At 45.4% G+C, this 23,300-nt stretch carries 21 protein-coding genes and 2 tRNA genes; 14 read left to right on the forward strand and 9 right to left on the reverse strand.

Features of this window, described 5'->3' with window-relative positions:
- The first annotated feature begins 2 nt into the window (after positions 1 to 2).
- From AC5YB3_RS22645 to AC5YB3_RS22675, 7 genes are read left to right on the forward strand one after another with little or no spacing between them, the layout of a single operon-like run.
- Positions 3 to 368 (forward strand): response regulator, encoded by a 366-nt coding sequence (locus tag AC5YB3_RS22645; RefSeq protein ID WP_063882919.1) that lies wholly within the window; start codon positions 3 to 5, stop codon positions 366 to 368.
- 17 nt (positions 369 to 385) lie between these two features.
- A complete protein-coding gene (locus AC5YB3_RS22650; protein WP_494526239.1) occupies positions 386 to 2,545 on the forward strand; it encodes a chemotaxis protein CheA in 2,160 nt (719 codons plus the stop codon).
- Between the two features lie 10 nt (positions 2,546 to 2,555).
- A complete protein-coding gene (locus AC5YB3_RS22655) occupies positions 2,556 to 3,071 on the forward strand; it encodes a chemotaxis protein CheW (protein WP_259509783.1) in 516 nt (171 codons plus the stop codon).
- A 2-nt stretch (positions 3,072 to 3,073) separates the two neighbouring features.
- Complete coding sequence (locus AC5YB3_RS22660; protein WP_494526240.1) at positions 3,074 to 5,047, forward strand: methyl-accepting chemotaxis protein; 1,974 nt, start codon at positions 3,074 to 3,076, stop codon at positions 5,045 to 5,047.
- On the forward strand, positions 5,048 to 5,893 hold the full coding sequence (locus AC5YB3_RS22665) for a CheR family methyltransferase (RefSeq protein ID WP_494526241.1): 846 nt from the start codon (positions 5,048 to 5,050) through the stop codon (positions 5,891 to 5,893). It begins immediately after the preceding gene.
- Positions 5,880 to 6,500: a chemoreceptor glutamine deamidase CheD gene (gene cheD / locus AC5YB3_RS22670; protein WP_011846809.1), complete on the forward strand. Its 621-nt coding sequence runs from the start codon at positions 5,880 to 5,882 to the stop codon at positions 6,498 to 6,500. Before AC5YB3_RS22665 ends, cheD begins: the two co-directional genes overlap by 14 nt.
- A gap of 3 nt (positions 6,501 to 6,503) precedes the next feature.
- Positions 6,504 to 7,553, forward strand: coding sequence for a protein-glutamate methylesterase/protein-glutamine glutaminase (locus tag AC5YB3_RS22675; protein ID WP_494526242.1), 1,050 nt, complete (start codon positions 6,504 to 6,506; stop codon positions 7,551 to 7,553).
- Positions 7,554 to 7,654: 101 nt separating this feature from the next.
- Here AC5YB3_RS22675 and AC5YB3_RS22680 read toward each other — a convergent pair whose 3' ends face one another.
- Positions 7,655 to 9,295 carry a diguanylate cyclase gene (locus AC5YB3_RS22680; protein WP_494526243.1) on the reverse strand — a complete coding sequence of 547 codons (1,641 nt, stop codon included), beginning with the start codon at positions 9,293 to 9,295 and terminating at the stop codon, positions 7,655 to 7,657.
- A 388-nt stretch (positions 9,296 to 9,683) separates the two neighbouring features.
- On the opposite strand from AC5YB3_RS22680, the gene AC5YB3_RS22685 reads away from it, so the two are divergent.
- From AC5YB3_RS22685 to AC5YB3_RS22695, 3 genes are all read left to right on the forward strand, one after another.
- On the forward strand, positions 9,684 to 10,364 hold the full coding sequence (locus AC5YB3_RS22685) for a class I SAM-dependent methyltransferase (protein WP_494526244.1): 681 nt from the start codon (positions 9,684 to 9,686) through the stop codon (positions 10,362 to 10,364).
- A complete protein-coding gene (locus AC5YB3_RS22690; RefSeq protein ID WP_494526245.1) occupies positions 10,354 to 11,415 on the forward strand; it encodes an HNH endonuclease in 1,062 nt (353 codons plus the stop codon). Before AC5YB3_RS22685 ends, AC5YB3_RS22690 begins: the two co-directional genes overlap by 11 nt.
- A gap of 67 nt (positions 11,416 to 11,482) precedes the next feature.
- Positions 11,483 to 12,379 (forward strand): nuclease-related domain-containing protein, encoded by an 897-nt coding sequence (locus AC5YB3_RS22695; protein WP_011846814.1) that lies wholly within the window; start codon positions 11,483 to 11,485, stop codon positions 12,377 to 12,379.
- Between the two features lie 118 nt (positions 12,380 to 12,497).
- On the opposite strand, the gene AC5YB3_RS22700 is transcribed toward AC5YB3_RS22695, so the two are convergent.
- The gene (locus tag AC5YB3_RS22700) at positions 12,498 to 14,108 is read right to left on the reverse strand and encodes an ABC-F family ATPase (protein WP_006081677.1); all 1,611 of its coding nucleotides are present in this window, start codon (positions 14,106 to 14,108) and stop codon (positions 12,498 to 12,500) included.
- A 782-nt stretch (positions 14,109 to 14,890) separates the two neighbouring features.
- Here AC5YB3_RS22700 and AC5YB3_RS22705 point away from each other — a divergent pair.
- Positions 14,891 to 15,484 carry a VF530 family protein gene (locus AC5YB3_RS22705; protein WP_494526246.1) on the forward strand — a complete coding sequence of 198 codons (594 nt, stop codon included), beginning with the start codon at positions 14,891 to 14,893 and terminating at the stop codon, positions 15,482 to 15,484.
- Positions 15,485 to 16,150: 666 nt separating this feature from the next.
- Here AC5YB3_RS22705 and AC5YB3_RS22710 read toward each other — a convergent pair.
- Positions 16,151 to 16,354, reverse strand: coding sequence for a hypothetical protein (locus AC5YB3_RS22710; RefSeq protein WP_494526247.1), 204 nt, complete (start codon positions 16,352 to 16,354; stop codon positions 16,151 to 16,153).
- A 16-nt stretch (positions 16,355 to 16,370) separates the two neighbouring features.
- Positions 16,371 to 16,670 carry a phytase gene (locus tag AC5YB3_RS22715; protein WP_494526248.1) on the reverse strand — a complete coding sequence of 100 codons (300 nt, stop codon included), beginning with the start codon at positions 16,668 to 16,670 and terminating at the stop codon, positions 16,371 to 16,373.
- Positions 16,671 to 17,048: 378 nt separating this feature from the next.
- Between AC5YB3_RS22715 and AC5YB3_RS22720 the strand changes: the two genes are divergently transcribed.
- Together AC5YB3_RS22720 and AC5YB3_RS22725 are read left to right on the forward strand one after the other, a co-directional pair.
- Positions 17,049 to 18,089 (forward strand): sensor domain-containing diguanylate cyclase, encoded by a 1,041-nt coding sequence (locus tag AC5YB3_RS22720; RefSeq protein WP_494526249.1) that lies wholly within the window; start codon positions 17,049 to 17,051, stop codon positions 18,087 to 18,089.
- A 332-nt stretch (positions 18,090 to 18,421) separates the two neighbouring features.
- A complete protein-coding gene (locus AC5YB3_RS22725; protein WP_494526250.1) occupies positions 18,422 to 19,210 on the forward strand; it encodes a CLCA_X family protein in 789 nt (262 codons plus the stop codon).
- Between the two features lie 99 nt (positions 19,211 to 19,309).
- Here AC5YB3_RS22725 and AC5YB3_RS22730 read toward each other — a convergent pair whose 3' ends face one another.
- The 4 genes from AC5YB3_RS22730 to AC5YB3_RS22745 form a co-directional block, all read right to left on the reverse strand.
- Entirely contained in the window at positions 19,310 to 20,260 is a 951-nt protein-coding gene (locus tag AC5YB3_RS22730) for a hypothetical protein (RefSeq protein ID WP_494526251.1), read from the reverse strand.
- Positions 20,261 to 20,481: 221 nt separating this feature from the next.
- Positions 20,482 to 20,558: transfer RNA gene (locus AC5YB3_RS22735), tRNA-Val, on the reverse strand.
- Between the two features lie 38 nt (positions 20,559 to 20,596).
- Positions 20,597 to 20,673: transfer RNA gene (locus AC5YB3_RS22740), tRNA-Val, on the reverse strand.
- 240 nt (positions 20,674 to 20,913) lie between these two features.
- Positions 20,914 to 22,293, reverse strand: coding sequence for an MATE family efflux transporter (locus AC5YB3_RS22745; RefSeq protein WP_494526252.1), 1,380 nt, complete (start codon positions 22,291 to 22,293; stop codon positions 20,914 to 20,916).
- A 33-nt stretch (positions 22,294 to 22,326) separates the two neighbouring features.
- Here AC5YB3_RS22745 and AC5YB3_RS22750 point away from each other — a divergent pair, with 33 nt between their 5' ends.
- A complete protein-coding gene (locus AC5YB3_RS22750) occupies positions 22,327 to 22,950 on the forward strand; it encodes a riboflavin synthase subunit alpha (RefSeq protein WP_259524411.1) in 624 nt (207 codons plus the stop codon).
- 34 nt (positions 22,951 to 22,984) lie between these two features.
- Here the strand turns inward: AC5YB3_RS22750 and AC5YB3_RS22755 are convergent, their stop codons facing one another.
- Entirely contained in the window at positions 22,985 to 23,185 is a 201-nt protein-coding gene (locus AC5YB3_RS22755; RefSeq protein WP_006081657.1) for a CPXCG motif-containing cysteine-rich protein, read from the reverse strand.
- Positions 23,186 to 23,300: the final 115 nt, after the last annotated feature.

A 23,300-nucleotide genomic window follows, 5' to 3' on the forward strand; every position in this document is an offset into this window, starting at 1 on the left:
GCATGAGTAAAAAAATATTAGTGGTTGATGATTCCGCTGCGATTCGACAAATGGTCGAAGCGACCCTTAAATCGGCTAGTTACCAAGTGGTACTGGCCAAAGATGGTCGAGAAGCCCTCGATCTTTGTAATGGGCAAAGATTTGATTTTATCCTGACGGATCAGAATATGCCGCGAATGGATGGACTGACCTTAATTAAATCCTTACGTGCTATGTCGGCATTTATGCGCACTCCGATCATTATGCTTACGACCGAAGCGGGCGATGACATGAAGGCGCAAGGAAAAGCGGCAGGTGCGACGGGATGGATGGTAAAACCCTTTGATCCTCAAAAGCTGTTAGCGATTACGGCTAAAGTGCTGGGTTAACTGCAACGGGGTGCGCTATGTCCATCAATATGGCCGAGTTCCATCAGGTCTTTTTTGAAGAAAGTCATGAACATCTTGAAAATATGGAACAATTGCTATTGGCATTGGACCTTGCTTCTCCCGATCCTGAAGAACTGAACACGATTTTCCGTGCTGCCCACTCGATTAAAGGTGGCAGTGGTATTTTTGGTTTTACCGCACTGACCAGTGTCACCCATGTGATGGAAAACCTTCTGGACATGACCCGCAAGGGCAACTTCCAACTCACCTCATCGATTATCGATTTACTGCTGAGTACCGTTGATACGCTATCCCATATATTGAGCCTGTACCGCGAAGAAGAACAAATTGATTGGCAGGAGGTTGAGTACAGTAAAAGCCAATTGGTCGCAGCGTTAAATGGCGAATCCTTTAGCTCATCGGTTGCAGTACGAAATGGCACTGATGTCGCTAACCCCCCTGTGACACCAACTCTCAATGCAGAGCCTTCTGCACTAGTGGAAACCGAGGATGAGCTGGGTTTTGGATTTTTCGAAGATGAAATGGAGCGCGATATTGTTATCGAAGGTGAAGACTTTGGATTTTTTGAAGAAGCTTATCAAGCTGAGGATATTAGCGTTGAGAGTTTAACATCTGAGGTTAGTGTCAGTGTTAATAGTACCGCAGAGCAGTTAGCTACAGCCTCTGATGATGAATTGGGTTTTGGTTTTTTTGAGGCATTAACCCCTGAATCTTTCGCCAATGAAATCGAATTACTGAGCTCAAAACCTGTGGAACCTGCGGCAGCTAAACCTGCCACTAATCGGGCGAATCAAGTTAAGGTGACCGCTAATACTCAAGCAAAACGTAGCATATTTAAAGAGAAGGAAACAGAGCCCAAAGCTCCGCTTGCTACCAGCGTGTCAGCAAGTACAAAGGTAACTCCAAGCTCAACTGCAGCACTCAATCCAGCCGTTACGCCAAAAAATACTCAAGCTGAGGTGAAAACGGCGACTAAAAAAACCGCCGCGTCAGCTCCGGATGCCACTTTAAGGGTCGAAACCTCCAAAATCGATACTCTGGTCAATCTGGCGGGCGAATTGGTCATAACTCAGTCTATGTTGACTCTGATTGGGAATGAGTTGACTGGCGAGATAGGCGAGCGCCTTAAGACTGCACTCAATGAATTGGAACGTAATACCCGTGAGATGCAAGAGGCCGTGATGTCGGTGCGTATGCTGCCGGTATCTTTTGTGTTTAACCGTTTCAATCGATTGGTGAGGGATCTTTCTGAGCAGCTGGGTAAAAACGTCAATCTCGTGATTGAAGGCGGCAACACAGAAATTGATAAGGGCATGATTGAAAAGCTTGTCGATCCGCTGACCCACTTAGTGCGCAATAGCTTAGATCATGGCATCGAAAAACCCGACATTCGTTTGGCAGCAGGTAAAGCAGAAATTGGGCAACTTTCTCTCAGAGCGAGTCAACGTGGCGGCAGCATAGTCATTGCAGTGTACGATGATGGCGCAGGTTTATGTCGTGAGCGTATTCTCCAAAAGGCGAAAGAGAATGGTATTGCTATCGCGGAGAATGCAAGCGACAAGCAAGTCTGGCAATTGATTTTTGCCGCAGGGTTTTCAACCGCGCAGGAAGTGACAGACGTGTCTGGTCGAGGTGTCGGTATGGACGTGGTGCGCCGAAATATTGAAGCCCTAGGAGGGAGAATCGATATCGACTCAGTGCAGGGCAAAGGCGCGACCTTTGAGATCCAATTGCCGCTCACCCTTGCGATTGTCGATGGTATGAGTGTGTCTGTTGGCAATCAGATCTACATTTTACCCTTAGTACACATCATAGAATCCATTCAGCCGCAAACCGAACAACTCAAATTTCTAGCCAAAGAAAGACTCCTAAAAGTGCGTGAAGAGTACTTACCTCTACTTAATCTTCATCAACTGATGGAGATTGAGCCCAAGGCTAGCACGCCAGAAGAGGGCATAGTGGTATTGCTCGAAAGCAACCACAAGCGCTTTGGCCTGTGCGTTGATGCCTTAGTTGGCCAGCAGCAAGTCGTGATCAAGAGTCTTGAAAAACATTACCGCAGGATCCCCGGAGTTTCCGGCGCCACCATCATGGGTGATGGTAGCGTTGCTTTGATCCTCGATGTCGAATCGCTTGCATTGCACATCAAAAATTAAGGAACAGCAAATGGAGAGTCGCTCAACCATGGCCGCCAAAGTGGAATACAGTTCCCAAGATGAAGTCGAGTTTTTGAGCTTTGTATTGGGTGATGAGCACTATGCCCTCGATATTATGTCCGTGAAAGAAATTCGCGGTTATGAGCCTGTCACTAAAATCGCCAACGCCCCCAGCTTTATTAAAGGTGTGTTAAATCTGCGCGGTGACATAGTGCCCATAGTCGATTTACGGATGAAGTTTGCTGTTGGAGCAGCCACTTATAACGAGTTCACTATCGTTATTATGCTCAACGTGTTCGAGCGCATTGTTGGCATAGTGGTCGATGCCGTATCCGATGTAATTAAGCTGTCGACTGAGGAAATCTTACCCGCACCAGAATTTGGGGTGGCATTCGATAGTCGCTACCTCAAAGGCTTAGCCACGGTTGAAGATAAGATGGTAATTCTGGTAAATATTCAGGCTCTGATCAGCAGTGATGAGCTGGGTCTAATTGATGCAAATAGTCTGACTGATCAGGAGCAATAATAATGGGTATCTTTAATATATTTGGAAATACTGAAGCAAGCCTAGAAAAGGATGAAGAACGTCAGCGCTATTTTCAGTTGCTAGATAACAGCGGCAACAGTTTCATGATTGCTGACAGCCAGCGCAATATCATCTATGCCAATAAAGCCGTCGTCTGTTTGCTGCAAGAGGCCGAGGACGATATTCGTAAAGAATTACCTCAATTCTCGGTCGCTAAGCTGATCGGCAGTAATATCGATATTTTCCATAAAAATCCAGCGCATCAACGCAATCTGTTAGAGCGCTTGACTCAGTCCCATACTGCACAAATCACCATTGGCAAACGTACCTTTAGGTTGATTTTGACGCCAATTATCACGGCTGAAAATAAACATTTAGGCACAGGTGTCGAGTGGATAGATCGCACCGAAAGTATTGAAGCCGAGCGAGCAACCCAGCGCATTATGGAAGCGCTCAATAATACCAGTACCAACGTTATGATCGCCGATGCTAACCGTACCATTATTTATATGAATCGCTCGGTCGAAGCCATGTTACGTCAGTCTGAGCATGAAATTCGGCAGGCTTTACCGCATTTTTCCGTGGATAAAATCCTCGGCAGCTCGATGGACATTTTCCACCGCAATCCTGCCCACCAAGCGATTCTACTCGATAAATTAGACCGCAAATATGAATCGCTGATTAAGGTGGCCAGCTGCCATTTCCGTTTAACGGCCAGCCCAATAGTGTCTAAAGAAGGCGAGCGTTTAGGGACTGTGGTTGAATGGCTTGACCGCACCATTGAAGTGCAAACCGAGCAAGAGATTTCCCGCATTGTCACAGCCGCAGCTGCGGGTGATTTCTCCCAAAGGGCGGACACCGAAGGCAAGCAAGGTTTCTTCCTGATGCTGGCGAACAACTTAAATTCGTTAATTGAAACCTCTGACCGTGGACTGCAAGATGTGGCCCGCGTGCTGATGGCGCTGGCGGATGGCGATCTGACTACCCGCATTTATAACGACTATGAAGGCACCTTCAATGATTTGAAAAACTACTCAAATCAAACCGCTGAAAAGCTATCCTTCATGATCCAAGATATCCAACGTGCGGCGGATACCATTAATACCGCTTCAGCAGAAATTGCCCAAGGCAACGCCGATTTATCCAGCCGCACCGAAGAGCAAGCTTCGAGCCTAGAGCAAACCTCCGCCAGCATGGAGGAACTCACAGGTACAGTGAAACTCAATGCGGATAACGCCAGTCAAGCCAATGCCTTAGCATCTAAAGCCGCTGAAGTGGCGGTGGACGGTGGTGAGCTTATCCAGCAAGTCGTACAGACCATGGCATCGATTAATGAATCGGCGCGTAAGATTGCCGACATCATTGGTGTTATTGATGGTATTGCATTCCAAACTAATATCTTAGCGCTTAATGCCGCCGTTGAAGCCGCGCGGGCGGGTGAGCAAGGACGCGGCTTTGCAGTAGTCGCATCAGAAGTACGCAGCTTAGCCCAACGCTCGGCCAATGCCGCTAAAGATATCAAGGCATTGATCTCGGATTCTGTCACTAAGATCGAAAGCGGCAACAGCCTTGTCGGTAAGTCGGGCGATACCATGAAAGAAATCGTCATCGCCATTAAACGGGTGAACGACATCATGGCGGAGATTGCCTCAGCGTCCAATGAACAAGCACTTGGCATTGATGAGATCAGCAAAGCTGTGGTGCAAATGGATGAAATGACCCAGCAAAATGCTGCCTTGGTTGAAGAAGCTGCCGCTGCTGCTGAAAGCATGCAATCTCAAGCGCAACAATTATCAGACAGTGTTGCCAGCTTCCGCGTAGATGACGATGAACAGCCGCATGTTGTTCAGCCCACAAAGAAAAAAAAGCTTACGGCAAACACCACCTCGCTGACGGTTACACGTATGCCCGTTAAAGCAAAAATGCCCATGTCAAAATTGAAAAAAGTGGATCAAGATGAATGGGAAGAATTTTAATTGAGTGAGCTTAAATCGTTGGAGAGGGAGTTTGCCTATACCACGGCGCATTTTAATACCGCGCGAACGACGCTGTATCGGTTTTCAGGTATTAAACTTGCCGATAGCAAGGATGCTATGGTGTACAGCCGTTTAGTGCGGCGGATCCGGACACTGAAATTGTCCGGTTTTTCAGCGTATTTTGACTATCTGCTCGCACAGGAAAGTGAACACCAAGAATTTATTAACGCATTAACCACCAATCAGACGGCATTTTTTAGGGAGCCACATCATTTCGAGATACTCAGGAAGTACTTATTGGAACATCCTGGTACGAAAAGAATTTGGTGCGCAGCCAGTAGTACAGGTGAAGAGCCTTATTCGATAGCTATGGTAGTGGCAGAACATTTTGGTAACTTTAATCCCCCCATTGAGATCATTGCCTCCGATATCGATAGTGGCGTACTGCATAAAGCCGAACAAGGTATTTATCCCCTAGAAAGAATTGAAGCGATCAGTGAGATACGTAAAAAACGATTCTTCCATCGAGGAAAAGGAGCTCAGTTTGGTAATGCCAGAGTTGTGCCAGAGCTAAGGCAGATGATCCAGTTCACCCGCATCAATTTACTCGACTCATTTTGGCCGTTAAAAACGCCAATCGATGTGATTTTTTGCCGAAATGTGATGATTTATTTTGATAAAGAAACTCAGGAAGTCATTTTAAAGCACATGATGAACTCCCTGAGTGAGGATGGACTTTATATTGCGGGACATTCGGAAAATTTTAATATGTTTCCGCAGATTATAACGGCGGTTGGACAGACCACTTATCGAGCAGCGAAAGGGAGTTCGAGTGCTAAAACCTAATATCGAATATGCCGTTACAGAGCCGAATCGCTACCATGATAGTCACTTTGGTTGCGATGCGGTGAAGATCTTACCCGGCGAATATTTTGCCACCCGTGAAAATACTATGATAGTGACAGTGCTTGGCTCCTGCGTGTCAGTGTGCTTGTATGATCCTAAGCTCAAAATCGGCGGGATGAATCACTTTCTATTACCAAGCGATAACAGTAATAGCACTGGGGTGCTCGCCGACTCTGCACGCTACGGTGTGTATGCAATGGAACTGTTATTAAATGACTTACTAAAACTCGGTGCACGTCGAAGCGCAATTGAGGCAAAGGTATTTGGTGGCGGCAACATGTTGCAAGGTTTTACACTGCATAACATTGGTGAGCGTAATGCTGAGTTTGTAATTGAATATCTTAATACGGAAAATATCCCGATTATTGCCGCCGATTTACTCGATGTGTATCCGCGCAAAGTGTATTTTTTCCCCCATACGGGCAAAGTGAAAGTTCGCAAAATTAAAAGTTTGCACAACAGCACGATCCTTGACCGAGAAAGCGAGTATCGCTTACGGGTTCGTAATCTCCCCACGGGCGGCGACGTTGAACTATTTGGTGACTAAGTTATGACGATCAAAGTGCTAGTTGTTGACGATTCCGCGCTGATACGCAGCTTGCTCGGTAAAATGATTGAGGCTGACCCTGAACTGTCTCTGGTTGGGCAAGCTGCCGATGCCTTTGAGGCCAAGGATCTGGTGAATCAATTTCGCCCCGATGTGATCACCTTAGACATCGAAATGCCTAAAGTGGATGGCTTAACCTTTCTGGACCGCTTGATGAAAGCCAGACCCACTGCGGTAGTGATGATTTCCTCATTAACCGAGCAGGGCGCTGATGCGACCTTTAATGCCTTGGCCTTAGGCGCGGTAGATTTTATCCCTAAACCGAAATTAGATTCGCCCCAAGGTATCCATGATTATCAGGATTTGATTTTAGATAAAATCAAATCCGCCGCGAAAGCCAAAATCATCAAGCCGCAGAAATTTGTTGAGCCAGTACGCCCAGTGTCGAGTAAGCGGCCGGTATTGGCCAATGCAACCCTGACACAACATCTAGTTGCAATAGGCGCCTCTACAGGCGGCACCGAAGCCATTTTGTATGTATTACAGCATTTACCTGCGGCTATGCCACCGATAGTGATCACCCAACACATGCCAGCGGGTTTTACCCGCACTTTTGCCGAACGCTTAAATCGACTGTCGCGGATCACAGTCAAAGAAGCCGAGCACGGTGAGCGACTTTTACCCAGTTATGCCTATGTTGCCCCTGGCGATCATCACCTTGAGATCATTAAAGTGGGTGGCAGTTTCAAAGTAAAACTAACCCAAGATGAAAAGGTCAGCGGCCATAGGCCATCGGTTGATGTGATGTTTAATGCCTTGGCCCAATGCGCCGCGCCTAATATCAGCGCTATGATATTAACCGGCATGGGTAAAGATGGCGCCGAAGGTATGGTGGCGCTGCATCAAAAAGGCGTCACCACTTTTGCCCAAGATGAACAAAGTTGTGTGGTATTTGGTATGCCAAGGGAAGCGATAAAGTGCCGCGCGGTGGATTATGTGGTGGAGTTGTCGCAGATGCCGAGCAAACTTATCAATCACTTAAGCTCACTGTGATTGCTGCTTTTAACGTGCTTAAAAAGTAACCATCAATATGGTGGTGAGCCAAACCATAAGACATTACGGCCAGACCCATGCGCAGGATGAGTGAATGGCGTTCAATCCTGCTCACTTGGTGAAAACACTAATTGATTTCGGCCTAAACGTTTCGCCTCGTATAAGTGCTTATCCGCCAGTAACAGACAATCTTGAAACTCCTCACATTCGTCCGAGAACACTAAACCGCCGCTGAGCGTCACCTTAAACTCGACGCCATCTTCGACAAAGACAATATGGCTAAAGCTCTCGCGGATCGCATTTAACTTAGCTATTGCCAATGGTTTTTGCATATCTGGCAGCACTAACATAAATTCCTCGCCGCCGTAGCGACCAGTAAAGTCAGTTTGCCGTAAGGACTGTTGTAATAGATGGGCAAAGGCCAGCAATACCTTGTCACCACCGGCATGGCCATAGGTATCGTTCACTTTTTTGAAGTGATCTAAATCGAACATGGCGATACAAACCTGAGAGTTAATTCGCCTCGCCACGTTATAGCAGCGCCTCGCGGCAACCAGAATCTGGGTATGGTTTAACAATCCCGTTAAGCTGTCGCGGCTTGCCGAACTGCGAATATCATGGCCACGTTGGGCGCGAGATATCACCTGCGCAACAAATAAGCTCGGCGCGGTTTGCTTTGAAATTAAGTCATCTGATCCCGCTTGTATGATGCTGACTTTATTCTGCATGGTATCGTCAGAGCTCAACACGAGAATTGGGCTAGAGGTGTATTTATCCAATTGGCGTATCATCTTTGCCAGTTCAAGCCCGTTTACCTCAGGCATGTATAAATCGAAGATAAACAAATCGGGTTCAAACTGCTCAAGGGCAGGCAAGACTTGCTCGGCGCTCGATAACCCTTTCACCATTAAACCGTGACTGCGTAACAGGCTTGAAAAGTAATCCACCATAGACTGTTGATCATCCACTAGTAACACCTTCAAGGGCTGCTTCTCTGACATCTTGAGAGATTGATGGATTTTACGCACCAATAAGGTGGTTTCCGCAGGTTTAACGAAATATTCGCTGACGTTGGCGCGAATGGCCAACAACCGCATGTCAAAATCCCCGCGCGAGGATAAAACAAATACTCGGGTATTGTTCTTCTCAAACTCAGTGGCGGCTTCGAACAAGGCCTCTTCAGTCCAATCGGGCAGAATTAAATCCAATAAAATCAGATCGAAGGGCGTTTCATTTTGCACTACCAGAAAACTCGTGAAATTCAAAAAATGCTGCACACTAAAACCGAACTCTCGCAGTTGCTTTGTGATCATCGAGCCGACATTACCATCGTCTTCTATGATGGCAATATGGTGATCATGCCGCGCCTTAGCAGGTTTATAGGGACTTTGCTGCATTTGCGCCTCCACCACAGGCGGCGACGGTTGACCGCGCATATTGTTTTGCAACAACTGGTGGAAGAGGGTATCTAAGCCTTTGATAGTAGGAAGTTCGGGAGCTGGCGCATTGAGCAACCCTTTAAGCTGCAGCTCAAGTTTATCGACTATGTGTTTGGTATCCGACAACCCAAAGGTCTCGCTCGATCCTTTTAAGTTATGCACCTCACGATACACAGCCGACAACATGTGTGCATTCCAATTTTTACGCAATGAAATCCACAGGGTAATGATTTGTTTCTTTTTATCCGGCAGTGCATGTAAAAACTGTCGTTTAAGTTGCTCTAACGAATCTTCAAAACTCATAGGCAATAGATATCCTAAATGATTGAGCCCTAGGTTTCTCCGTGTGGTCGCTACCTCGGGACGATAAAACCCGTTTATACCGATACTTAAATTGACACTGTTCTCAACAGAAGGATGTAACAGATTCAATCAATTGCATGTATCTTTTGACTGACTAATAGAGTGTAAACCACTGCGAAAAAAACGACGGGGAAATGCACAGATGCCACCCGCCTAAATAGACTTCCTTTTTCAATCGCCAATACTCGGGTTGTGATATAAAACAGCAAAACGCAAAATATTTTATGCAAAACAGCAGGATAATGATGATGTGTATTTTGTATCAAAAGTGATTGTGATAAGTTAGCGTCATTAAAAACAATCACTTGTTGCAAAAGGATTTTTGTCAGTGAGCATAGCGTTTTATAATGGCCATGCCGTAACACTCTCGGCGCAGTATTTGTCTAAAACCTTTGAAGAAGTGCATTCAAGTTGGTTACATCATCTTTTGCCGATCCTTGCGAGAGACAAACTATCGATATTGGATGTGGGAGCGGGCTCAGGGCGGGATGTGCATTATTTAGCCAAAAAAGCACAGAGCAAAGAGACGCAAATTTTTGCAATCGAACCTGCTATTGCTTTAGCGAAAATGGGGCAGGTGTTAACGCGGGATCTACCCGTTCGTTGGATTGAGGATGTTTTACCTCAGCTACAAAAAGTGGTTAGCCTAGCACAACAGTTCGATCTGATTTTACTCAGCGCTGTGTGGATGCATTTATCTCCCTCTGAGCGCCCACTAGCACTAGCATCACTCTCAGGTTTACTCAATTCAACGGGCCTTTTAGTCATCAGTTTGCGCCATGGTCCAAGCCCCGATGCCCGCGTTATGCACCCAGTCAGTGCAGATGAATTGCTCGCACTGGCTGCAGATTGCCAGCTAGCACTCAAAGATTCGAGCCAAGATGAGACTGACAAACTCGGTCGCACACAAGTGCATTGGCAGACCCTCGTATTTACCCCCAAAGTCGTCCCAAACGCTACTGTTCCCGAAGCAAACGCCATTATTCAGGGGCGTCATCATGCCGATTGATGCGAGAAGACAAGTTGAATTTATTAGCTATTTACAACGTCTGTTGGTTGAAGGGGATTTTGTTGCAACATACAAATTTGCCTTACTGCATGCGATCGCAGATGTTTGCATCGAACGGCCATTAATACTCAATGCCGATCCTGAACAGAAAACCGCGATCAGTATTGATGAACTGGTTGAAAAGTTTATTGAACTCTATTGGCAACACTCTTTACCTTTTGGTGCTGTTAATGCGCATTTTGTTCTACTCCAAAATAATGGAAAGCAATCAGCCTTAATCAACAGTTTGATTGAGCTACGTAATCAAGGCGTTAACAGTTTATCCCAGTTAAAAGCGCATCTTAGTTATCCTGCTCTATTGAGTAAAACGCGCGGCACCGTTGAAGAGGGCCCGTTATGGCGCTTACAAATTTTGTCTCGAAACGCAGATTGTTTTCTTTATCCCCATGATAAAACTAAAAATTATATCGAGTTGAATCCGGGTATCGCATTCTGCTTCAGGCGATTTCATGATTTAGTGGTGTCATTAGCTCGCACACAATGGGTGCAGAAAGTCGCCGAGTTTCCCGCAAATCAGGTCGTTATTGGCAATAAAGGCAATTTAAGCGAGTTTCTATTTGGCAGTGACCGACAGACGATCACTCACGCTAGACCTGTGCTGCTTGATATCCAAAAGGGCCAATGCTTTTATTGCCATAAGTCATTAAAAGAAACTGGCGAAGTGGATCACTTTATTCCTTGGGCACGATATCCTAATGATTTAGGGCATAATTTTGTCCTCGCTCATAGCAGTTGCAATAACAATAAACGCGATCATCTTGCCGCACAGCGTCACAAAGATAACTGGTATGAGCAAAACATTATCCAGCATGGCCAAGCGTTACATTCTGAACTCAGCCGATATTTCGTCTGTGAAAGTGATCGTTCCGAAGCCATCACCACTTGGGCCTATCAGCTTGCAGGGCAAAATCGCTCACCACTCTGGCTCGATAAAAAAACCTTAGTGCCTTTTAACGCGATAGATAATGATTTATCGAGCACAGCAATTTAGAAACAAAGAAGTAAGTAGCGTTTATTCAGTCTCAGAATCTTAATTATCTAATTTTTAAAGGAAAGGTATGACAGAGTTACTAAAAGGGATTTTTTCAGTTTCACTTATTTTGTTGGGTATGGGAGCGATTTTAGTCCCTATGTTTTTTGTTATACGACATAGAGACAGAACGGTAAAGCTTCCTATTGATAGGGAAAAGTTGAACAGATTGCCTGGTTTTGGCATTCAAAAACAGATCCAAGAGCTGCAATTTGATATTTTGAGCGCAATGCTCATGTCGGTCATCGTTGTCACCATTCCGTTTGCATTTGAAGGATTAAGGGGATACCTCGACAAAGGTACATTTCCTTTGGCATTTATTGGATTCATTGTACTCGGCCCAATTTATTTTGTGGTCAAAACCTATCGTAGTATGACTCGATTGACTAAGTTACGTTTGGGGCATACGGCCGAATTAGCGACCGCAGCCGAACTAATGCGTTTGCAGGGATTGGGTTATCAAGTTTTCCATGATATTCAAGCCGATGGTTTTAACATTGATCACTTAGTCGTGGGGATTAATGGTGTGTTTGCCATTGAAACTAAGGGGCGGCATAAGTGGTACAGTGATAAGAAGAATGAGTCAAATGGTGGGCAACATAAGGCACATGAGTTGTTTTACCGTGATGGGAAATTGGTGTTTCCATCTTGGACAGAAACGGCACCGATTGAACAAGCTCAACGTCAAGCTAAGTGGGTGAGTGAATGGCTCACAAAGGCTGTAGGCCAATCTATTCCGGTAATGCCTGTACTCGTATTTCCCGGGTGGATGGTGAAGTCACAAACTAAACCACCGTTTCCTATCATTAATCATAAGCAAGTCGCTATTACACTTCCTAAGATGAATGCCGCTATATTCACTCAAGAGCAAGTGAATGCCATTGCTTATCAAATTATGCAACGTTGTTTGCAGGGCAAGCCATAACTCTCTTCAGATTTTTAAATCATTATTTAGCCCAATAAAAAAGTCGTCACTGGATAACCAATGACGACTTTCTAATACGATAACGCTGGGTTAATCGGCGTAAGTTAGCCGAATAATACTATGCGCTTTTTCTCGCTTCCATTTCAGCTTGGCTTGAAAGGTACTCATCGAAGGTACCTTGGAAGTTAATTATTTTTTTATCTTTAATATCAATGATACGTGTAGCGAGTGACGATACAAACTCACGGTCATGGCTGACAAATATCAAGGTGCCTTCAAAATCTTTCAACGCATTGTTTAGCGCTTCGATGGCTTCCATGTCCATGTGGTTGGTCGGTTCGTCCATGATCAGCACGTTGATGTCTTGCATCATTAACTTGCCGAATAACAAGCGGTTTTTCTCTCCGCCTGAACAGTTACGGGCTTTCTTGTTGGCATCGTCTTCGGTGAACAGCAGACGGCCTAACATGGCGCGTACCATCAGATCGTTATGCTTGGGTTGGCGCCACTGTGACATCCAATCCATTAGCGTGTAGTCATTATCAAATTCGTCACTGCTGTCTTGCGGGCAGTAGCCGATTGATGCGTTTTCTGACCACTTGATCACGCCTTTATTGTGTTCTAAATCATTGACTAAGCAGCGCAGGAAAGTAGTTTTACCCACGCCGTTCTCGCCGATAATCGCTAATTTTGCACCGGCTTCGAGGATCAAGTCGCCGCCTTGGAATAACTGTTCGCCATCAAACCCGTGGGCGAGATCTTCGAGGATCAGCGCTTGGCGATGCATTTTCTTGCCGGCATCGAAACGAATAGAAGGGTGGATACGGCTAGATGATTTCACATCATCGAGTTTAATCTTGTCCATCTTCTTAGCACGCGAGCTAGCTTGCTTCGCTTTAGAAGCGTTGGCACCAAAGCGGTTGACGAAGTCTTGCAGTTCTTCAATTTCAGCACTTTTCTTGGCGTTGCCCGACAATAATTGCTCGCGGATCAAAGAGGATTGGGCGAGGAAGTATTCGTAGTTACCTGGGTAAATGCGCAGTTCGCCATAATCGATATCGGCCATGTGGGTACAGACGGCATTCAAGAAATGCCTATCATGGGAAATAATGATCATGGTGCATTTACGTTTGTTCAACTCGGCTTCTAACCAGCTAATGGTATGGATGTCCAAGTTGTTGGTTGGTTCGTCGAGCAGCAGAATATCTGGATTGGCAAATAGCGCTTGTGCCAACAGGACTCGTAGTTTCCAGCCCGGTGCCACTTGCTGCATTAGGCCGTAATGGAAAGATTCTTCAATACCCGCTTCGAGCAGGATTTCACCGGCGCGGCTTTCGGCGCTGTAGCCATCCATTTCGGCAAATTCACTTTCAAGATCGCCAACACGCATACCATCTTCTTCGGTCATATTTGGATTAGCGTAAATTGCATCGCGTTCCTGTTTAACTTTCCACAGGGCAACATCCCCCATGATCACCGCATCGATCACACTGTATTGTTCAAACGCGAACTGATCTTGGCTTAGGGTACCGACTTTTAAGCCGGGCGTGATGGACACATTGCCAGAGGTTGGCGCTAACGCTCCGCTGAGGATCTTCATAAAGGTCGATTTGCCACAGCCATTCGCGCCGATCAAACCATAGCGGTGACCATTGCCAAATTTCGCTGAAATGTTTTCAAACAATGGCTCAGGGCCAAACTGCATCGTGATGTTCGCGGTAGAGATCAAAGGAGCTTTCCTAGGTATTTGCTAACGGGGATTGTGACAAACAAGCCTCAAAATGAAACATGCGCTTCACCCACTCTAAGCCAAAACATTAAAGTTGGGATAATAAGGTCGCGGAGTATACAGACTAAGGGCTAAAGATGCGAGCAAGTATGTGATGCGCAGCTATAAATCGAGCCGTTTCAGTTGCGTTTATTTTGAGGATGAGCGAAGGCATTAGCGGTTTATCGGCAAAAAATGGGACAGGTTTGAGCTTGCTACTGAGTGAAGGTCTGTTAAGTAACCCTTATCTAAGCGTCTACCTATGAAGTCTCTATATAAAATGCCTATCTATGAGGTGCCGATGGTAGATTCAAGCCTTCATGACGACTTGAGTTGCGGCGTATTCTTTGCTCTAAAGCCAATGCTAAACCCCGCCAGAGCAAATAAAAGGAGGCGTTTAGCTTATTTACCGTTATTATTCCCGCAGTTTTGCTGAAAAAGCAGATTTTGCGGCTAATTCTGCGGCTACATAGTTAACAGCTCTATATGCAAGTTTTGGGTCTATAAGATTAACGATTCAACTATATAACGCTGCATGCTAGTGCCGTCACTTAGCAAATAGCTTAGCGAGTGCCATCATTCGCCTAGATGGCTTAAATGACTTAAGTGATTTTAATGGCTTAATTAACTAATGTTATAGCTGTTATAGCCCGTTTAGTCGCGAATTCAGTAACTAATTTGATAACTCAATACCGTAAACTAATACAGTAAAATCAGCCAATTGGGCTGAATTTGGAATTCCCATGATAGAAGAGCAACAGAACAACCCATTACACGGCCTCAAACTCGAGACAATGATCACTGAGTTAGTCGATTTTTACGGTTGGAAAATTTTATTCGCGGCATTAAAGCTAGGCTGCTTTAACACTAACCCGACGATTGAGGCCAGTGTCATTTTCCTCAAAAAGACTGAGTGGGCGCGGGAGAAAGTGGAAAACTTCTACCTGTACCGATTTAAGCGTATGCCTAAAGCCGTCGGTGAGCAGTTTGACCTTAAGCCACGTGAACGAGGTTTTGCCTCAGGTATCGCGCCGCGTAAACCGATGGAACTGACATTAGCCTCTATCGCTGAAATGCAGGCCAAAGCCAGCGCCGAGTACGAAGCGGGTAACCGCCGTCCAAACTCTGGATATAGCTCAGGTAACTCAGGTAAAAGCGCAGGCAAAAAACCTGTGGGTGGACGTGGAACCGGTTCAGGCTATGGTTCATCGAATAGCAGCGCCCAGCGCCGAAGCGAACCCAGAAACGATTCAAGAAATGATTCAAAAATGACAGAGCGTTCAGGACCTGGCCCATCGACGGATGATAACGATCCGTGGGGCACTAAGCGCAGCTAATCCTAATCCCATGTCTGCCAAATTTAGCGGACATGGCTTTTAGCTGGCGTTAGTTTTGCACTCGTTTTTTCACGCATGCGATTTGCCGTTGTTTCTACGGCTTGCTGTTTCATGCTAGTAAGGAATGAGTGTTGTATTAAGGTCGCTCTGGTATGAGTTCGCTTTTACATGAGTAGACTTTAGTTCCTGAGTTGATTTTTACAAGGCGTGGCTTTTGTAAGCGTAGGTTTGAAGTTATGGATCTGACTGTTTGATAAAACGTCTGATTTATTGCCTGATTAAATGAAAAAGAGGTTAACCGTAGAACACGGTTAACCTCTTTTTTATGATTAACCATTCACTTTATTGCATGATTATTAGAAAATTCTCGGGGGTTATAGTTTTCGATTTGCATATCGAGCGCATAATGAGTGAATATCTCAATTTACAGCCAGATAGCGCCAGTCGCTCATTATTACGCCAAGTTCAAATAACTCACCTCCAAAATCAGCCCTAAAACTTGCTTTAAACGCGAATGCCAAAGCTCATGTTAAGTACTGCTCCCAAGGTCTAGTTCAAACCTTTCATACAAAGCACAAAAGCCTTTTCTACACTTTTCATTTATCAATTCTTGTTACTTGTTACTTGATGCCTTTTGCGCTGCGTCATTTTGTCAGCAAACTGACCTTAGTGGATGTCGAGTTGTTTGACTACGCTGCTCCAAGGTAACCATTTAAAAGCTTGGTTGGCATCGGGTAAGTGGTTGTGACCGTTCTGTACCACCAGCATCATCCGCTGTTGCCAAACACCGTTGCCGACGGGCAAATGCGTGACGGCTAGCCCATCGGTTTCGGCGCTGCCGTCGATGCTGGTTTCGCGGCCGTTTTCCATCCCGTTCAAGTTCACGCTAATGCGGAAACGTCCCACCTGTGCGTAAGTAAAGTAGGTAACAGTTGTTGCCTTGACTGGAGACCACCAGCAAATCTTGTTTTTTACCGTGAATGTTCGCACCTTGGTAGAGTGAAATTCCTTCCACATCGGCGACTAAATCACCCTCGGCCTTGATGATCAGTTTGCCCTCAGTGCTGGCGTTCGGTTTGGCATCAAAGCGCCAAATGCCTTTGTTTTCTTCACCGATAAACAGCGCATGTTGGGCTTCATCGACCACGCAGCCTTCAACTTGGCTTGGGGTATGAATTTCCCGCACGAGTTTGATACTGGGGCCATTTTGTTGCCAATCAACACGATATTGGGCGATGCGGCCGGACGTGTCTCTTCATTTTGACCACTAACTTAATGCAGGTCTTTCGTTATTAGTTAATATAAAAGTTAACTTATATTCAAAAAAATGCGTATTAGTTAGCTGATTGTCCGAGGCTATACCTCTGATTTTGCATATTTAAAGCATAGATATTCATGTAAACACGGATTAAGGATGCATATTCTATGTTGTCATTTTTCATTGATTTAACTTTAAGGATAAAATAAGGCTTATGCTGAGTACTTAAAGGCATAAACTCGCGAGTTTTAGAGTGATCCCTGCTAATCTGATTGAGTCTATTTAATGTTATCGCTAGGAATGCCGATGGATAAGAAACCCCTTGAATTGGTTTACCCATTTTTAACGGAAGCTTTGCGGCTGAGCGAGAATGGTCTAGCAGTGTTAGACAAACATAATCATTTTATCTTTTATAATAATACCTTTGCGAAAATGTTTGGTTTTGTTGATCAAGACATGGTCGGCAAGCATTTTGACGACATGATGCGCTTTGCCTTTACCCATAAACAGGGACCGAAAATTGAGCATGAAACCATAGAGGAATGGCTCGAGCTTATTCATGCGCATCAACGTAAATCGGCTTTTAGACGTTTTGAAGTGGATCTGGTGGATGGCTGCTGGTTACAACTCTCTGAACAGGTTTATCACAATGGCGATATGGTGATTGTTTGCACGGATATCACCCAGTTAAAACAGGTCGAATTTGCCCTTAGGAATGCGCAGACTGAATTAAATCGCCTCGCGCTCACCGATGAGTTAACGGGGATTGCCAATCGGCGTCACTTTTTTCAGCAGTTAGAACATGAAATCAAACGCTTGAGTCGCTTACAGTTGCCATTATGCCTAGTGATGATGGACATCGATAATTTTAAACTGGTTAATGATCGCTACGGCCATCAAGTCGGTGACAAGATATTGCAACATTTTACCCAATTCATCAGAACTCGAACGCGTCCCTACGATATTTTTGGCCGCCTCGGCGGTGAAGAGTTTGCACTACTACTGCCAGAAACCACGGTTGATACAGCTCAAAAAATCGTAATGCGTATGATGTCATCCCTTGCCAATGAGGACATTTCTGCAATCGTGGCTGATTTTCAATATCAATTTTCAGCAGGGGTCAGCGCCTTAACCCCTGTGATTATTCGCCATAGCATTGATAACAGTACTGATATTGCAGATGTGGAGCAGGTTGCATTGCCTGTCGAAACAGGAAGTCAGTGCCGCTCGGATGCTGAAAAGCTGGTGGCCGAGGCGGATAAAGCGCTTTATCAAGCTAAAACCCTCGGGCGAAATCGAGTGGTGATATGGGATGATGTAATGTTAACGGGGAACCCGCCTAGCTGAGAAAAGTGTATATTAATCAGTATATTATTTGTGCGTGGTGCCAATCATTCATGTGTAACTAAGACTGCTTAATAAGGTAACGAAGACAGTGTAACTATGACAATTCCACTAGGCCAGCGTGTCGCGAATCCAAGAATAAAACCTAAAGCTAACAAAACTTGAGTTAATCCCAAAGCGAAAAACTAAACAGGCTTAGCGGGCGCAGTACTCATCACACGACCAAGCATTCGCTTAACTTAGTGTTGTACTCAAAACGACGTTTTGTTCCTTTGGTTTTTCGCCTAAAATAGCCGCCATATCTGTCCACATTGCTTTAGCCTTCAAGGGAAACCGTGTTAATCAATCAGCAATATACCCGCCATGGACCCGATTATCGATTTGGTGAGCAGGTGACATTTCTTGATGTTAAACAAACCTTTGGTTTTAGCCATGTGCGCGTTGGCCGCTGGGTCACGCGGGATGAATCGCGCCTTGCTGCGGATCTGGTGTTTGATTCGCTCGCCGATCTGGCCTTTATCTTAAAACTGCCACCTTTGACGTTAGGGCTGCGGGAAACCGTGAGTCTGGCCTTTGGCCATGGCGGTCAAAAGGGTGTGCAGGCCCATTATGCGCCCGCGACTCGGGAATTGGCCTTGGCAAAAAATGCCGGCGCTGGCGCTTTAGCCCACGAATTTTGGCACGCGTTTGACCACTATATTGCCGCTAAGTCCTTCAAATCTTCGTCTAAGCGGTTTCAATGCGCGAGCGATATTTGGTTATCGGATCTGCCCATCATAGAACATCCACTGAATGCACGGTTATCGGAGATCTTCAAGGTGACATTTTTGAGTGGTAATGGCGATGAGCCCCATGATTATGTGCGCCGAGCGATTGCCTTAGATAAAAAACATGGCATGCAGTACTTCGCACGGCCAACTGAAATGATGGCGCGGGCATTTGAAGCCTGTATTGAATCCTATGATGATATTTCGAATCCGTATTTAGTGTCAGGGACACGCTTTTCAGCAATGGCGAAGGAGGGGGCTTATCCCGATGAAGCCCACCGAAAAGTGATATTCCAAGCTTTGATCAATTACTTCGAGCCGTTAGGGATGGCATTGAGTAAACATCCACTCGGCTGATTTAAGCTTTTGAAAGTAAGTCAAAAACACGGCAAATGGCAGTGTGATGCGAGTACGAGGTTAGTTGGCGAGTCGACAAATTCAAACCTGAATTAACTGTTAACAATAAGTGATGGCGTGAGTCGTGCCGTTTTGCTTAGTCGAAAGTGTTTGCCAGCAATATGCCAAACTGTGGCGGATGGCATCCAGATATTGGGACGCCTGAGTATCCATTAAATACCAATAGCTGGGTTTTGATTCTGGCATGTGATTAAAAAATAATGCTTCGGCATTGATGACTTGTATCGAATCCGCAAACTGCAGCCAAACGTCGATAGGCGTGTGTGCCAGCGCAATCAGCCAATCAAGTTGCATGTGTTCTGCTGAATGTGGAATATCTGCCAATGGGTTTAATTCTTGTAAACGCGCAAGTAAATCAAAGGGATTGCCCGAGTTAATCACCAGCGAAGCTTGGGATCCACGCGCTTTGTCTGTTGCGGGAAAATTTGCTAGATAAACCGGTGGCAGAGTGAATTCCGGCCAGTCGAGTGCGGTCGCGAACGTCTGCGCAATCCGCCGCTCGCCTAACCAGTTATGCACCATACAAGGTAAGTGGTCTTCAAGTGGTAAATCATTGGGCCTTGCTAAACTCGGAAACAGCGACATACGCTGCACTTGCACATGCTGAGACAACTGCTGCATCAACACAATTGTGGTTAAGCCAGATGAAGGCCAGCAGCCAAGCTGAGGCGTTAATTCAATCGCAACTTGTGTCAAAGCTTGGGTAAGTAAATCATTTTGAGGGTGACCTTGTACCACAAAAGCATATTTTGATTCTGCAAAACCGCCATTAGCGATATTCACTATCTGATTATTTTGGTTACTTTTCTCATTCCATTGAGTGCCGTTAAAGATAAATGTCGTGCCCGTAGTAGCAGGCTGCCAATTGCCAGAAGCATTACCAATAATGGTCACTTGCTCGAAGGCAAGTTCGCGCGCCAAAGTGTGCAGTTCGACTCGCGAATGCGGCATCTGCAAATGTTGGTGCATGTGGGTATGAGACTTAGGCATAGGCTGAATATCTGTTTCACGGACTCAAAATGAACTTCATTGTAATGGATATCTCTCTGAGCCCAAAGGCTTAATCAGCCAACACAAATCGGCATTAACAATATTTTTTGAATTTATAAAGAAATTTCAAAGATGAAGAGGGACAACTTGCTCAAGAACGGAGAATCATTGGTTTTGAGTAAATATATAGGAATTAGCACAAATGGAGATAAAACAAGAAATGGTACACCCGAGTGGACTCGAACCACCGACCCCTACCATGTCAAGGTAGTGCTCTAACCAACTGAGCTACGGGTGCACTGTTTGAATTTCAAATTTTAGACTCTTTGAAGAGAGTGGTACACCCGAGTGGACTCGAACCACCGACCCCTACCATGTCAAGGTAGTGCTCTAACCAACTGAGCTACGGGTGTATAGTAAATTTTAGCTTGCTGTTCAAAAGCGTTGCGCCTTAGAACGAGCGCTATATTAGGGGCATAGCGCAGTGCTGGCAAGCAAAAAAATCAAATTTGTCGTCAAATGGTGAATTGCTGTGCAACTTGTCCAGTGTTTCAACAAAGTTGTTGATATAACGGCAAGTTAGACTTATTACGCATGTCAAACCACTAAGACTTAAACAAAACGGCGAGCATCGATGCTCGCCGTTAATGCTATCAATCATGCACACTATCACCATCGATGAGGCTCAAATGCACGCCATGTTTTTGGATGTAACGCAGTCGAATGAAAAATAGCAGCGCCGCCGAGGTGAGGCCTGCAATCAATCCTGCCCAGAAACCATGGGCGCCCATGGCTGGAACGATATGATCCGTATAAGCCAAGGTATAACCGAGTGACATCCCTATGCCCCAATAGGAAAACAGCGTGATATAAAAGGCACTGCGGGTATCTTTATAACCACGTAGGGCTCCGGCGGCAACCACTTGGACTGAATCCGATAATTGATACAGTGCCGCCATTAACATCAAGCTCCCGGCTAAAGCGACAACTTCAGGATCACCATTATAAAGCTCTGCAATCTGGAATCTAAATATGACGGTCAAGACTGCAGTTGATAATGCAAGGGACAGCGCCAGCCATAAACCCACTTTGGTAACCACTGCGGAAATATCGGCGCGATCACGGCCTAAGTAGTAACCAATTCGGATCGATACCGCGATACCAATAGATAACGGTAGCATAAATACGATGGCAGAAAAGTTCAGTGCTATCTGGTGACTTGCCACCACAGTTGCGCCTAATGGGGCGAGTAACAACGCGATAATGGCAAATAAACTCACTTCAAAAAACAGCGCCATTGCTATCGGCATGCCGAGTTTGGTCATTTTTTTCATCGTTTCAAAGTCAGGACGATGAAATTTACTGAAAGGAGCCAAGGCCGCGAATTTCTTATGCAGTTGCATATAAATCGTCATAGCAATCAGCATGGCCCAAAAAACCAAGGCGGTGGCAATACCGCAGCCAGCGCCACCCATCGGAGGTACGCCAAAGTGTCCGTAAATAAAGATGTAGTTGGCGGGGATGTTCACTGCTAAGCCGACAAAGCCAATGACCATAGTCGGTAACGTGTAAGAAATCCCTTCACTACAGCCGCGCAGCACTTGATATAGCACAAATGCGGGCGCGCCCCATAAAATACCGTCGAGATATCCAATGGTTAAGCGATATAATTCGGGTTCTAAATCCATATGGCCAAGCACAAAGGGCGCTGATGCGAGGAGAATCATCACGCCAATGCCACCAATGATGGCAAGATAGGCACCTTGAAAGGCCAAAGGTTGGATAGCTTTTTGATTATTCGCTCCATTGTAGTGGGCAAATAAAGGCGTAAAAGCCATCAGTAAACCTTGGACAAACAGAATAGCGGGCAACCAAAGGCTAGTGCCGACCGCAACAGCGGCCATATCAACCGCGCTAACACGGCCCGCCATAACGGTATCAATAAAGCCCATCATGGTCTGAGTGACCTGAGCTATTAGCACTGGCAGCGCCAATTGGATTAAACGTTTGGCTTGATAGCCTGAATTATTCATAAATACAGCCTTTAACGATTAAGCGAGCAGAAAATGTTTACAGGTATAGTTCAAGCCACCTGCGAGGTGGTTGCAATACATAAGAAAGATGGCCTAAATACCCTTGAGGTAGCGTTCGAACCTGATTTGCATGAGGGACTTGCGATTGGTGCAAGTGTGGCAAATAACGGGGTATGTCTTACTGTGACTCAGGTCGTTGATGATAGGGTATTTTTCGACGTAGTGGAAGAGACCTTGCGACTGACGAATCTGGCTAATTTGTCTATAGGTCAAAGCGTTAATGTTGAGCGTTCGTTAACTTTCGGTAGTGAGATTGGTGGTCACATTCTCTCTGGCCATATTCATACCAAGGCTAAAATCGTTGATATTAGCCATACAGAACAGCATTATGATCTGACACTGGGCATTGAGCCTAAATGGATGGATTACATTTTTTATAAAGGTTTTGTTGGCGTTAACGGCTGCAGCTTAACGGTAGGCGAGGTGAGTGACTCCGGCTTTAAGTTGCACTTAATTCCTGAAACCCTAAAACTGACCAATTTAAGTCAGTATAAAGTGGGTGATGAACTCAATATTGAGATCGACAGCCAAACGCAAGTTATCGTCGACACAGTCGAGCGCGTGCTGGCTAGACGTTTTAACGAACAAGCACGTTAGTTTCGTGACATCGCAGCCTTTAGTGCAATCTCGTTTAATAGATTTGCTCGTCGTCTGAATCGATATACAGCTCAACGGTACGTCTCAACTCGTCGATATGTAAGCGTAAGTGAATGGGATTACAACAAATTCGGCAATCATCGTAATAATCTTGATCTCCGCAGCTGGCATCGATACTGATATCTTGATGGTGCCCGCAGTGGGGACAAGCAATAATTTTGTTCATGACTCTCATGGTGTAACTCCTTATAGCTAATAGAAGAAAGCCACAATAGAATAGAGCGAATCGCTCAGTTCAATCAGCACATCTCACACTTAGTTAGTTCATCGCACCTATTGTTCTGCGCGTT

This window comes from Shewanella sp. 1311 (assembly GCF_059338235.1).

Excerpts from the sequence above, each read along its gene's own strand:
- AC5YB3_RS22690 (WP_494526245.1), top strand. The coding sequence starts at position 10,354 with ATGCCGATTGATGCGAGAAGACAAGTTGAATTTATTAGCTATTTACAA.
- AC5YB3_RS22650 (WP_494526239.1), top strand. The coding sequence starts at position 386 with ATGTCCATCAATATGGCCGAGTTCCATCAGGTCTTTTTTGAAGAAAGT.
- AC5YB3_RS22675 (WP_494526242.1), top strand. The coding sequence starts at position 6,504 with ATGACGATCAAAGTGCTAGTTGTTGACGATTCCGCGCTGATACGCAGC.
- AC5YB3_RS22680 (WP_494526243.1), bottom strand. The coding sequence starts at position 9,295 with ATGAGTTTTGAAGATTCGTTAGAGCAACTTAAACGACAGTTTTTACAT.
- AC5YB3_RS22745 (WP_494526252.1), bottom strand. The coding sequence starts at position 22,293 with ATGAATAATTCAGGCTATCAAGCCAAACGTTTAATCCAATTGGCGCTG.
- AC5YB3_RS22755 (WP_006081657.1), bottom strand. The coding sequence starts at position 23,185 with ATGAGAGTCATGAACAAAATTATTGCTTGTCCCCACTGCGGGCACCAT.
- AC5YB3_RS22710 (WP_494526247.1), bottom strand. The coding sequence starts at position 16,354 with ATGGAAAACGGCCGCGAAACCAGCATCGACGGCAGCGCCGAAACCGAT.
- AC5YB3_RS22660 (WP_494526240.1), top strand. The coding sequence starts at position 3,074 with ATGGGTATCTTTAATATATTTGGAAATACTGAAGCAAGCCTAGAAAAG.
- AC5YB3_RS22645 (WP_063882919.1), top strand. The coding sequence starts at position 3 with ATGAGTAAAAAAATATTAGTGGTTGATGATTCCGCTGCGATTCGACAA.
- AC5YB3_RS22695 (WP_011846814.1), top strand. The coding sequence starts at position 11,483 with ATGACAGAGTTACTAAAAGGGATTTTTTCAGTTTCACTTATTTTGTTG.
- AC5YB3_RS22720 (WP_494526249.1), top strand. The coding sequence starts at position 17,049 with ATGGATAAGAAACCCCTTGAATTGGTTTACCCATTTTTAACGGAAGCT.
- AC5YB3_RS22705 (WP_494526246.1), top strand. The coding sequence starts at position 14,891 with ATGATAGAAGAGCAACAGAACAACCCATTACACGGCCTCAAACTCGAG.
- AC5YB3_RS22730 (WP_494526251.1), bottom strand. The coding sequence starts at position 20,260 with ATGCCTAAGTCTCATACCCACATGCACCAACATTTGCAGATGCCGCAT.
- AC5YB3_RS22750 (WP_259524411.1), top strand. The coding sequence starts at position 22,327 with ATGTTTACAGGTATAGTTCAAGCCACCTGCGAGGTGGTTGCAATACAT.
- AC5YB3_RS22655 (WP_259509783.1), top strand. The coding sequence starts at position 2,556 with ATGGAGAGTCGCTCAACCATGGCCGCCAAAGTGGAATACAGTTCCCAA.